The 11895-nt window shown below is 42.7% G+C and carries 10 protein-coding genes; 3 read left to right on the forward strand and 7 right to left on the reverse strand.

The window, feature by feature from the left end; all coding sequences use genetic code 11:
• On the forward strand, nucleotides 1-925 hold a 925-nt coding region (locus tag ACESK1_RS10000; RefSeq protein WP_372920040.1), incomplete at its 5' end, for an NAD(P)H-dependent flavin oxidoreductase.
• Here ACESK1_RS10000 and ACESK1_RS10005 read toward each other — a convergent pair.
• The 4 genes from ACESK1_RS10005 to guaA are packed head-to-tail and all read right to left on the reverse strand — an operon-like array spanning nucleotide 922 to nucleotide 5396.
• The gene (locus ACESK1_RS10005) at nucleotides 922-1464 is read right to left on the reverse strand and encodes a DUF922 domain-containing protein (protein ID WP_372920041.1); all 543 of its coding nucleotides are present in this window, start codon (nucleotides 1462-1464) and stop codon (nucleotides 922-924) included. The two genes, ACESK1_RS10000 and ACESK1_RS10005, sit on opposite strands and share 4 nt — an antisense overlap.
• On the reverse strand, nucleotides 1464-1868 hold the full coding sequence (locus ACESK1_RS10010; protein WP_372920042.1) for an OsmC family protein: 405 nt from the start codon (nucleotides 1866-1868) through the stop codon (nucleotides 1464-1466). The genes ACESK1_RS10005 and ACESK1_RS10010 overlap by 1 nt, the downstream gene beginning before the upstream one ends.
• On the reverse strand, nucleotides 1868-3838 hold the full coding sequence (locus ACESK1_RS10015) for a LysM peptidoglycan-binding domain-containing protein (RefSeq protein ID WP_372920043.1): 1971 nt from the start codon (nucleotides 3836-3838) through the stop codon (nucleotides 1868-1870). Before ACESK1_RS10015 ends, ACESK1_RS10010 begins: the two co-directional genes overlap by 1 nt.
• Before the next feature lie 25 nt (nucleotides 3839-3863).
• Entirely contained in the window at nucleotides 3864-5396 is a 1533-nt protein-coding gene (guaA, locus tag ACESK1_RS10020) for a glutamine-hydrolyzing GMP synthase (protein WP_372920044.1), read from the reverse strand.
• A gap of 85 nt (nucleotides 5397-5481) precedes the next feature.
• On the opposite strand from guaA, the gene ACESK1_RS10025 reads away from it, so the two are divergent.
• Nucleotides 5482-6207, forward strand: coding sequence for an SIMPL domain-containing protein (locus tag ACESK1_RS10025; protein ID WP_372920045.1), 726 nt, complete (start codon nucleotides 5482-5484; stop codon nucleotides 6205-6207).
• A 5-nt stretch (nucleotides 6208-6212) separates the two neighbouring features.
• Here the strand turns inward: ACESK1_RS10025 and ACESK1_RS10030 are convergent, their stop codons facing one another.
• The 3 genes from ACESK1_RS10030 to bshC all read right to left on the reverse strand — a co-directional run bounded on the left by ACESK1_RS10030 (nucleotide 6213) and on the right by bshC (nucleotide 9800).
• On the reverse strand, nucleotides 6213-6656 hold the full coding sequence (locus tag ACESK1_RS10030; RefSeq protein ID WP_372920046.1) for a DUF4440 domain-containing protein: 444 nt from the start codon (nucleotides 6654-6656) through the stop codon (nucleotides 6213-6215).
• A gap of 164 nt (nucleotides 6657-6820) precedes the next feature.
• Nucleotides 6821-8185 (reverse strand): aspartate aminotransferase family protein, encoded by a 1365-nt coding sequence (locus tag ACESK1_RS10035; protein ID WP_372920049.1) that lies wholly within the window; start codon nucleotides 8183-8185, stop codon nucleotides 6821-6823.
• Nucleotide 8186: 1 nt separating this feature from the next.
• Nucleotides 8187-9800, reverse strand: a complete 1614-nt coding sequence (bshC, locus tag ACESK1_RS10040) for a bacillithiol biosynthesis cysteine-adding enzyme BshC (RefSeq protein ID WP_372920047.1) — start codon at nucleotides 9798-9800, stop codon at nucleotides 8187-8189.
• 116 nt (nucleotides 9801-9916) lie between these two features.
• Here bshC and ACESK1_RS10045 point away from each other — a divergent pair.
• Nucleotides 9917-11895, forward strand: a 1979-nt coding sequence (locus ACESK1_RS10045) for a M14 metallopeptidase family protein (RefSeq protein WP_372920048.1), incomplete at its 3' end; no start/stop codon positions are given.

Below are 11895 nucleotides of genomic sequence, written 5' to 3' on the forward strand. Positions count from 1 at the left end.
CTCACTTTTCAATATAAAATATCCATTAATCCAGGCCGGAATGATCTGGGCCAGCGGGTGGCGACTTGCCAGCGCGGTAAGCAATGCCGGTGGACTCGGTATTATAGGGGCAGGTTCCATGTACCCGGAGATCCTTAGAGAACACATTCAAAAGTGTAAAAAAGCAACCGAAAAGCCCTTTGCTGTGAACGTGCCTATGCTCTACCCCGATATCGAAAAACTAATGGAGATCATCGTGGAAGAAGGTGTAAAGATCGTCTTTACTTCTGCCGGAAATCCAAAGGTCTGGACAAAGCATTTACAGGAAAATGGAATTAAGGTAGTTCATGTTGTGAGCAGCGTGAAATTCGCTTTAAAATCAGAGGAAGCCGGTGTTGATGCAGTTGTCGCGGAAGGTTTTGAAGCCGGAGGGCATAACGGCCGCGATGAAACTACCACTTTCACTTTGATTCCAATGGTTAAGGAAAAAATAAAAATTCCACTTATCGCCGCCGGCGGAATCGGCACGGGTAGGGGAATGCTTGCAGCGATGGTATTGGGCGCAGATGCCGTACAGGTTGGAAGCAGGTTTGTAGCTTCTAATGAGGCTTCTTCACATCCAAATTTTAAGGAGATGGTAGTAGAAGCCGGAGAAGGTGATACCATTTTAACGCTAAAGGAACTTGCTCCGGTCAGATTGCTTAAAAACAAATTTTACCAGGATATTGAAAGAATGTACCAAAGTTCACCTTCCAAAGAAGACCTGATCAAATTACTGGGCAGGGCCCGGGCTAAAAAAGGGATGTTCGAGGGAGATCTGGAAGAAGGCGAACTGGAAATAGGCCAGATAGCCGGGCTTATTCACGAAATAAAACCTGCAGCAGAGATCGTAGAAGAGATGATTAAGGAGTTTGAAACCACCAAAGCAGAAATAGCACGACTTTAATAACGATAGCCGCTTAGTCTGTCTAATTCCTCCTTTACAAATATTCTCCATTGCGCCTCAGCTTCTCTGTCTGTGCTATGATTGGTTTCGACATCGAAGAGGTTTTGCATTGCCACGCGATCTTTTTCGATCTTTTCATATAACCGATTTAGATCCCGTCTGATATTTCTACCGGGTTCATATTCATCAATTGCTTTGCGAAGTTTGCGTGCGTGCAATTCAGAAATATCAAAATGGAGCTGTTCGTGTCCGAGAAGATATAAATCCTTCTCATTATCTTTAACCCAAGAAAGCTGAGGAAAGAAATTGGTAACCACCTCATATTTTAAAACAGGCTGCCCACTTTCGGTGCTATAATTCCATGAAAAAGAAATTCCTGAATTAGTGTTTGCTTCGTAGGCCAACGCTTTTTTGGGAGTGCCTTTAAAATCATCCCAGGTAAGTTTTTGTCCTTCCTTCCATTCAATTTTTTCGTGTTCCTGAGAAAGAGAATTATCAGCAGCGAAAAGCAAAAGAAGGAGAAAGAAAAGTTGCCTCATCACGAGGGGTAATTGAAACTGATTATCTTTTCTATTTCGGGATGCAGACTCTGCAAGACGGGACAGGTTCTGGCAGTATGTTCCAGAATTTTAGTCTGTTTTTCAGAATAAACATTTGGAAAATAAAGATTTACCTCAATTTTGGAAATTCGACGTGGGTTTTCGGCCATGGTTTTGGTGATCTCTGCAGTAGTGGCTTCGAGTTCAACCTCCATCTCCTCTGCCTTAATCCCCATTACCGTTAGCATGCAAGTAGCAAGAGCGGTTGCCACAGTATCTGTTGGAGAAAATGCTTCTCCCTTTCCGTGGTTATCAACAGGAGCATCGGTGATCATTTTACGGCCACTCTGCAAATGCTCAGCTTCCGTTCTTAGATTTCCCTGATATATAACTTTAGAGGTCATTATTCTACCGGGCTTAGGGTTAGATCTTCATTTAGTCTCATAATATAAAGGGCCTGGTTGTGAAAACCACCTTCAGCGCGTTTGGTGTAGTAGAATTTGTTCTCGTTATATTCTGTAAAGCCTTTATGATCTTCAAAAGACTCATAAAGATCTTTGGCCGATGCTAACCTTAAGAGGATATCCAGGGTGAGATCGTATCCACGAACGGCGTACCGGTTGGGTTCTACCCCAAATTTCTCCTCATATTCTTTCAGAAATTCTTCGGAAACTTCCCTGTCATATTCCCTGTCTACAGAAGGATAATGCAGTTTTAATCGTGCCAGGTGATCATTAGAGACATTATAATTATCATAAGTGCTGTTTTTATCGGTAGTAAACAGCGTTATATCCAGATCCCTGGCCAAACGGTTTAATGCTGAAGTAGCACTGCTCAGAGCGCCTACACTGGAAGTTTCGAGAATCACCCAGTTTTCACGGCCCTCAACAAGAGCATTTTTAATTTCAGATTCTTTTACATTCCCGCTGGAAGGCGTGATAACACGTGCCGAGGGAAAGATGTTTCTCAAACGTTCTTTGACCTGATAGGCCTGTCCATCAGCGATAATCACAATATTCTTGTCATCGCCATTTTCCTCCAGATATTCCAGCATAGCATCCTGGAGCATATTATCAGTAGGCCTGGACTGGAATAAATTATCAAAAGGTCTCATAGATCTGTTAGACAATGGGCTGATAACAGGAATACCTTTGGGCTCCAACCTCGCCGCAGCCGCTTCAGTGCTATTCTGAAGAAATGGACCAATCACAGCATCTACATTATCAAAATTATTAGTGTTGATAATATTTACCACTTCTCCGGCATTCTGACGGGTATCATAGGTACTAACCCTGGCAGAGATCCCCAGTTCTTTGGCTTCTTCTACAGCCATTAAAGCTCCACCGTAAAAATCAAGAGATATACGCAGTACCCTTTCGGTTTGAATGGCCTTTTTATAATCTCCCAAAGAATCTGAAGCAATCTTATGTAGATTAAAAGGCAACATTAGCGCAATTTCCTTTGTCTCCCGATTACGAATCGTGTTTCTAAGATCGAGCTTAGTAGAGGCAAAATCTTCTTCCTCTAACCGATCGGGATCATTTAGTTCTTCGGTTTCAGACTCATCAAGATTACCCATTCCTTCACCTTTATTAGGTACTTTTAACACCATCCCGGTTTTAAGTCCTTCTTTTAAGGCAGGGTTCAAAGCTATTAGAGAATCCTGTTCCACATCAAAACGCTTTGACAAACTGTAAAGAGTTTCTTTAGACTTAACTTCGTAAAATTCGAATTTATCCCCGGTAAGAATAACAGGCTGATCGAGCACCTTGGTGCCCACCCTTATCATAACACCCGGTTGTAATACATCTACTTTCGGGTTTAGTGCTTCAAGCTCCTTGACGGTAAGGCCATATTTACGGGCAATCCCATATTTGGTTTCCTTGGGAAGCACGACATGTTCCCGGGTATCGGTAATCTGATTTTTAATATCGGCACTTGTTCTTCTTTCGGGAGCTGCAGGTGCTTTCTCCATTCCACCTACAGGAATTCTGATTTCTTCGCCGGTACGTAATTCAGAAGAATACAAGTGGGAATTATAGCGCTTAATATCATCTATACTCACCTCATATTGTTTTGATAAACTGAACAGGGTTTCCTTGCGCTTTACCGTATGTGTTTTAAAACTGATCTCGTCACTTTCTTCAGCAGAAGCCTTCGCCTCGCTAACAGGAATTACAAGTTTCGAAGATACCTCAATTCCGTTCCTGGCATCCGGGTTGTATTTATAAATAGCATCTTCGCTAATATCATAGGATTTCGCTATGCTATAAACTGTCTCCCCGGGTTTTACTTCATGATATTTATACTCCTGCCCAAAGGCCGAAATACTAAACAACTGCAAAGCAAAGAACAAAACTAAAAGGTATCTCATATCTATGTTTTTTATCTTCTAAAACCTATTCCCATTCAATTGTGGCCGGGGGTTTAGAACTTATATCATATACTACTCTATTAACGCCTTTAACCCGATTTATTATGGAATTAGAGGTTTTTTGCAAAAACTCGTAAGGTAGGTTCACCCAATCGGCAGTCATTCCATCGGTAGATTCCACTGCTCTCAGGGCCACTACTTTTTCGTAGGTTCTTTCATCGCCCATAACACCAACCGAACTCACCGGAAGCAGGATCGCTCCTGCCTGCCAAACCTTATCATACAGCATCCAGTCTCTTAATCCCTGGATAAAAATATGATCTACTTCCTGCAAGATACGTACCTTTTCGGCAGTAATATCTCCCAGGATCCTTATCGCAAGGCCGGGTCCCGGGAACGGATGTCTTCCCAGTAATTCTTTATCAATTCCGAGTTCTGCTCCCACTCTTCTTACTTCATCTTTAAAGAGCATTTTCAGAGGTTCAACGATCTTAAGTTTCATAAAATCGGGCAGGCCTCCTACATTGTGATGTGACTTAATCGTTGCTGAAGGTCCACCATTTACAGAAACCGACTCAATAACATCGGGATAAATTGTTCCCTGGGCAAGATAGGTCACGTCTTTAATTTCGTGCGCCTCATCATCAAAAACCTCAATAAAGGTGTTTCCAATAGCTTTTCGCTTTGCTTCGGGGTCACTAATCCCCTCAAGAGCTTTCAGAAATCGTGCCGAAGCATCTACTCCCTTTACATTAAGCCCCATATCTTTATACTGGTGCAGTACACTCTCAAATTCATTTTTGCGAAGAAGTCCGTTATTTACGAAAATACAGTAAAGGTTTTTTCCTATGGCCTGATGTAGAAGCACCGCGGCAACACTGGAGTCAACTCCACCACTAAGGCCAAGCACCACTTTATCGTTACCTATTTTTTCTTTTAACTCGGCTACCGTTAGATCAACAAATTTCCCCGGAGTCCAGGTTTGTGCTACTCCTGCAATTTTTACCAGGAAGTTCTCCAGTAGTTGCTTTCCATCGGTAGAATGGTAAACCTCCGGATGAAACTGAATGGCGAAAGTATCTTCCCCATCGATGCGGTATGCCGCGTTCAGCACATCGGCAGTGCTGGCCAACCGAACGCTGTTATTGGGAAGTTCCTTGATAGTATCGCTATGGCTCATCCATACTTGTGAATTTTCCATGATATCCTCAAACAGGGGTTCAGCATCTTTAATCACTGAGAGATTGGCACGGCCATATTCCCGGGTTTCAGATGGTTCAACCTTTCCGCCGTTGAACTGAGCCAGGTACTGGGCACCATAACAAACAGCCAGCATAGGTTTTTTTCCTCGAATTTGGGAAAGATCAGGATGTGGGGCATTTTCTCCCCTTACAGAAAAGGGGCTTCCTGAAAGGATGACCGCTTTAAATTCTGAAAGATCGTTAGGAATCTTGTTGTAGGGATGAATTTCGCAGTAGATGTTTAGTTCTCTAACGCGCCTTGCAATAAGCTGCGTGTACTGCGAACCGAAGTCTAAAATAAGTACGTTTTTTTGCATAGACAAAAGTAATAATTTGAGGCAAAAATAAAATAACCGGCGGGTTTATTTTCTATCTTTATACTGAACCCTTATTTTTTATAAAATGAAGTACCTAAGCGCTGTGATCTTTGCCCTCGCTATAGTAATTGCAGCCTGGTTTCTGGGCAATTCTTATGTAAGCCGTGCCAATCCCGATGGCGTGATCTCGGTTACCGGCTCAGGAAGTGAAAATTTTACTTCAGACCTTATTGTTTGGGAAGGCAGCTTTAGCCGGATGAATCCAAACCTGGAACAGGCCTACAATGATCTTAACAGCGACAAGGAAACGGTAAGGACTTACTTGATAGATAAAGGTATACAAGAGGAAAATATTGTTTTTAATTCAGTCCAGACTTCAGAGCAACGGGAAAATCAATATCAGAACGGGAATTATGTGGGAAGCATTTTCCAGGGATACCTGCTTACTCAAAATATAAAGATCGAAGCTTCCGAAGTAGAAAAGGTAGAAGAAGTTGCCCGGGAGATCACCGAATTATTGAATAAAGGAGTGCAATTCAACTCCACCCCTCCCAGGTATTACTACACTAAACTTGCTGATCTCAAAATTGAAATGATCTCAAAAGCTACTGAGGATGCCCGGCTAAGAGCTGAAAGAATTGCCGAAAATAGCGGAGGAAGCCTGGGTAATTTAAAAAATGCCAATATGGGAGTCTTCCAGATCACCGGCCAGAATAGCGGGGAAGATTACAGCTGGAGCGGAGCTTACAATACCGCCGATAAAAGAAAAACCGCATCAATTACAATGCGGTTAGATTATGAAATAGATTAATAAAATTATTCCTCCGAACTACTGCTTATCACATCTCTAAAGATCTGCCAGTCGCCACCAACATTTTTCCATAGGGTCATAAAATTACCATAATCGGCTTCCTCACCATCAGAGGTAAAAATCTGATAGCTCCCCATTTCGGTGGCATATTCTCCATGGTGAAAAAACTCCTCACTGTTCAGCTCCAGTTGCATAGCGTTTTCAGTCATTGGCTGATGAGCTTTTGCCACGGCCTCACGCCCACTAAATGGCTCGGCACCCGTGATTTTAAGGTTTGTATCTTCAGAAAAATAAGATGCAAAACCTTCATGATCTCCGGAATTTAATTTTTCTACCATTTTCCCGGTTTTCTCGTGAATTTGATCTTCAACTTCTGCCGGATCGGTTTGTGACTGACCGCTAAAACTCATCAGAAAGATAAGCAGCGATAAACTCATTACATTTTTCATATTGGTTGGTTTTAATAATTCCTGTTTTAGGCTAGGTTATGCAATAAAGTAGGGACAAATTGGGATCTGTTCCCAGGATATAAAGAATTAAATATACAAAAAAGAGGTTAAAAAACTAATAAACAGTTTGTTAACCTCTTTTCAGAAAGTATATGACCTTTATTTTATTTCAGGGTATCCAGGATCATTTCGATATCTTTTTCGGTAGTATCAGGGTTGATAAAACAAAAGCGAACCACGGTTTCGCCGTTCCAGGTGGTTGGAGTGACCAAAGCAAAACCTTCACGATGATTTTTGTAGGTCCAGTCGCGATACATTTCCGGGGTCCAGCCTTTTCTTTTAAATAAAACCACAGAAAGGCTTGCCGGCCTTACCAACTCAAAATGATCGTCTTCTTTCACCTTCTTCTCTGCGATCTGGGCCAGTTCGATACCACGTTCAATAGCCTCCCGGTATTTGTTGGTGCCGTGCATAGCCAGGGAAAACCAAAGCGGCATCCCACGCACCCTTCGTGTTAATTGTATCTGGTAATCGGCAGGATTAAAACCATGAGCTCCTTCATCTTTAAAAATCTCCAGGTAGGCACCCTTTTGAGAGTGGGCATTTTTTGCCAAATCCATATCCTTATAGATCACGGCACCACAATCGTAAGGTGAAAATAACCATTTATGCGGATCTATAGTTATACTATCGGCCTGCTCAATTCCATTGAACAAATGTCTCACCGATAAGGCTGCTAAGGCTCCGCCACCGTATGCACAATCAACATGTAACCAAATATCTTCTTTAGAACAAACTTCTGCAATAGTGTCGAGCTCATCGATAATTCCGGCATTGGTTGTTCCGCCGGTCGCTACAACTGCGAAAAGGCGTTTTCGATCATTCTTACTAAGCTTATCAATGGTATCCTGCAATTCTGGCCCGGTAAGATGTTCATCCTCACAATCGGCTAACCTTACCTCAGCATCCATCACCTTCGCCATAGCTTTAATTGAACTATGCGCTCCACTGGAAGTGATTAGCAGGGCTTTGAGATCTTCATTTTCAGGATTTCGGCCGCGCCATTCTTCGCGTCCAGTAACCAGGGCTGAAAGATTAGCAGCGGTACCACCACTGGTAAAAACCCCAAAAGAATCCTGTGGAAGGCCGGTCAGGGAAACCAACCACTTCATCGCCTGATTTTCGCAGAAAATTCCACCGGCACCTTCCATCCAGTAAGCTCCGTGAATACTGGATGCCGAAGTCACTAAATCGAACATGATAGCAGCTCTGGTAGGTGCTGCCGGCACAAAGGCCAGATGTCGTGGGTGATCTATAGGGACTGTGGCTTTCACTAAAACATCCCTGAACAACTGAAAGGCAGTCTCGCCTCCAATTCCTTCAGGCGTGATGGTTTCGCCCACAATACGCAAAAGGTCTTCTTCTTTTTTGGGAGCTCCCATTTCGGGAGTCACGTTGGAGATACGGTCTATGGTATATTTCATGACATCAAGGGTCATTTCTACCAGGTCCATATCTATGGTATGCATTCTATTTTTTTCCAAAAGTCAAAATTTTAAATTCAGCCTCTAATGGGTTTAATTCTTTTAATAAGGTGGAGATCAAATCTTCACCATATTCAGCGTAAAGTTCCGAGAAATTGGCATGTCTTTCCTGCAAACTTTGGTTGGGAAACAACTCGTTCTGCAGTTCGGCTATGCGGTGTACATGATCTTCCAGCTTTCGTTTCTGAGCTTTAAGGAGTCGTTTCTCCAGGTTCTCAAGTCCTTTTAATTGTTTTACCTCCTGGGCCTTTACTGCGTTCAAAAAGGTTTTGTCTGTTTGTTCTGCAAGTTCATATAAATGCTGAAATTGCTTCACTAGATGCTCTTTCTGCGGAGAAAAATCTATGTCGATATTAGATATCTGCCTTACTTTTCTGTTGATGAGCTCGTGCGGCTTCAAAAAGAGTTCCTTTAAGGAAATATTGAGCTTCTCCCGCTTTTCATTGATCTTTTCATGCTGAATCAAAGCAGAATTCCGAAGCAATAGTACCGGGAAGGGCACTTTTTCAGCTTCAAAATAATCCTTTAACTCCAGCCAGTAAGCCAGCTCTCCGCCGCCACCAATATAGCAAAGGTTAGGCAGGATCACTTCCTGATAGAGCGGCCGAAGCATCACATTGGGACTGAAACGTTCGGGGTAATCTTCAAGTTCTCTGATGATCTCATCCCTGCTCCACTCAATCTCGGTATCATGAACAAAATAGCGGTCTTCGCGTTCTATTATGCGTTCCCGCAATTCATTGTGCAAATAAAATAAGTTGATCTCCCGTGGATTTACCTGAACCTGGTAACCTAAATCATTAAGCGCTTCAGTTTTGGGGAGCGTGGTTTTATAGGATAGTTGCTCGGTGAGTTCCCTCTGAGCATAGGGAATAAACAGCTTTTTCAAATCCTTACCCTGTCCATCCAGGATTACCAGTCCCTGTTCCTTAAAAAGTTCGTTCGCGAGGTATCGGGTAGCGTCAGTTAGATTCTCGTGCTGCAGATATGCTTTGTCGAACAGATTCCTTAAATAATCAGCATTCTTGCCGCCACCAATTTCTGCTGAAAAAAGCTTGTACACCTCCTCGAGGCCATTGGTGGAAAGGTTTCCTACGGCATCCCGTCCTGCACTTTCTTCAGCATTTACCCACTTGAACTTTTTCCCATGAAGATTAAAAAAACTGATCTCTTCAAAGTCGTGATCTTCGGTGGCCATCCAGTAAACGGGCACAAAGTCATATTCAGGATATTTTTCCTTTAAAAGTTTAGTAAGATTTATCGTGGAAACGATCTTGTACAGAAAATAAAGCGGGCCGGTAAACAGATTAAGCTGATGTCCCGTGACCACAGTAAAAGTGGTTTTTTGAGAAAGTTTATCGATGTTTTTGGAAGTAGCGCTTGAAACTTTTGTTTCGGCATATTGCTGCTTCAGGCTCTGTACCAAAACCTCCCGGTTTTCTACTGGAAACGAAGTTTTTTCTTCGATTTGAGCTTTGAAATTCTCAAATTCAGGAAAACGCTTATAAAATGGTTTAAGCTTTTCCTTTTGCGCCAGGTAATCTAAAATAAGTTCAGAAAAATAGTTTGTCTCTTTATATGGGATACACTCAGTTGGCATTAGCAATTCTTTGGTGGCGTAAAGATACCCAGATTAGATATTTTTTCGGCTAATTTTTAGTTAATTTGGCGCTGCACGCTATCTTTACCACGGTTTGTAATCCTCAAAATTAATAAATGAAAACAATTCTACTTCCTTTCTTCCTGCTATTTTTCGTATTTCAGAGCTATGCCCAACTTCAGAGCCCAACAGACTTTCTTGGTTATGAATTGGGAACGCAATTCAGTAGACACGCCGATGTGGTTAATTATTTTGAGCACATCGCTGAAAATTCCCCCCTGGTGGAATATCACACTTACGGCAAAACCTATGAGCGCAGGCCCCTTACCTATGCTGTGGTTTCTTCAGAAGAAAATATCAAAAATCTTGAACAGATAAGAAACCAGCACCTGGCAAATGCCAGAGACGAAGGCGAGACAGATATAGCCATTGTATGGCTTAGTTATAATGTTCACGGCAATGAAGCTTCCAGCACCGAGGCTTCTATGAAAACCCTTTATGCCCTCATCACCGAAAATCAGGATTACCTGGAAAATACTGTGGTTATAATAGATCCCACGGTAAATCCCGATGGGCGCGATCGCTACGCTAACTGGTACAACCAGGTGAAAGCCGAACCTTATAACACCAACCAGGCAGCCATTGAGCATAACGAGCCCTGGCCAGGCGGCCGACCCAATCACTATCTTTTTGATCTAAACCGCGACTGGGCCTGGGCGACACAAATTGAAACCCAGGAAAGATTAAAGATCTATAACCAATGGTTACCACATATCCACGTAGATTTTCACGAGCAAGGAATGAACGAGCCTTATTATTTTGCGCCGGCAGCCGAACCCTTTCACGAGATCATAACTCCCTTCCAGCGGGAATTTCAAACCGAGATCGGGAAGAACCACGCCCGTTATTTTGACGAAGAAGGCTGGTTATACTTCACCAAAGAACGTTTTGACCTTTTATACCCAAGTTATGGTGACACCTACCCCACTTATATGGGAGCTATCGGGATGACCTATGAACAGGCGGGGCACGTAGGGCTTGGCATCAACACCGATGAAGGTTACGAGCTTACTTTAAAAGACCGGGTGGAGCACCATCACACCACGGGATTATCTACGGTAGAGATTTCTTCGAAAAATGCAGAACGTTTGAATAAGGAATTCAGAAGTTATTTTGACAACAGCCAGCTCAAAAATAAATCTTATGTTTTAAAAGGAAATCCGGATAAGATTGCTGCTTTAAAAGATTTACTGGACAAGCACGAAATCGAATATGGCCAAACGAGTTCAAACCGAATTAGCGGTTATGTTTATGAGCAAGGTAAATCGGGAAATTTTACGCCGGATGAGCAAAACCTGGTTGTAAATACCAATCAGCTTAAAGGAAAGATGGTAGATGTGCTATTTGAACCTTCAACCTATCTTGTTGATTCACTTACTTACGACATCACGGCCTGGAGCCTGCCCTATGCCTATGGTCTGGAGGCCGTTGCCAGTAAAAGAGAGGTTTCTTCGGAAAGCTTAACTGAAGCGCCTGAGATCAAAAACACAGCACAAGCCTCGGGAGCGGGTTATGTCTCTAAATGGAACTCTATGCAGGATGCACAGTTTCTTGCAGCTTTGCTGAAGGAGGATATAAAAGTAAGATTCAGCGAAGTTCCGTTTGAAAACGAAGGTAAGAAATTTGACCGCGGAAGTCTGGTGATCACCAAAAGCGACAACAGAAGCCTGGAGGATTTTGATGAAAAAGTGACCAGTTTGGCCAATGAACACCAGCGAGAATTATTAGCGGCAAAAACCAGTTTTGCCGGTAGCGGCCCTGATTTTGGTTCGCCCGAGATCAAGGTGATCAATACTCCTGAAATTGCCGTTTTAAGAGGAAAAGGGACATCTTCGCTTAATTATGGCGAGATCTGGTATTTCTTTGAGCAGGAATTAGAGTATCCTATCACTTCCATTGGCACCGATTATTTTTCAGGGGTAGACTTATCTCAATTCGATGTGCTGATAATGCCTGAAGGTAATTACAGTGAACTTCTGGATGAAAGCGGATTCAACAATTTAAAATCCTGGATCAGGGGCGGAGGAAAAGTGAT

The sequence above is a fragment of the Salegentibacter sp. genome, from assembly GCF_041642575.1.
In the GTDB taxonomy this organism is placed as follows: domain Bacteria; phylum Bacteroidota; class Bacteroidia; order Flavobacteriales; family Flavobacteriaceae; genus Salegentibacter.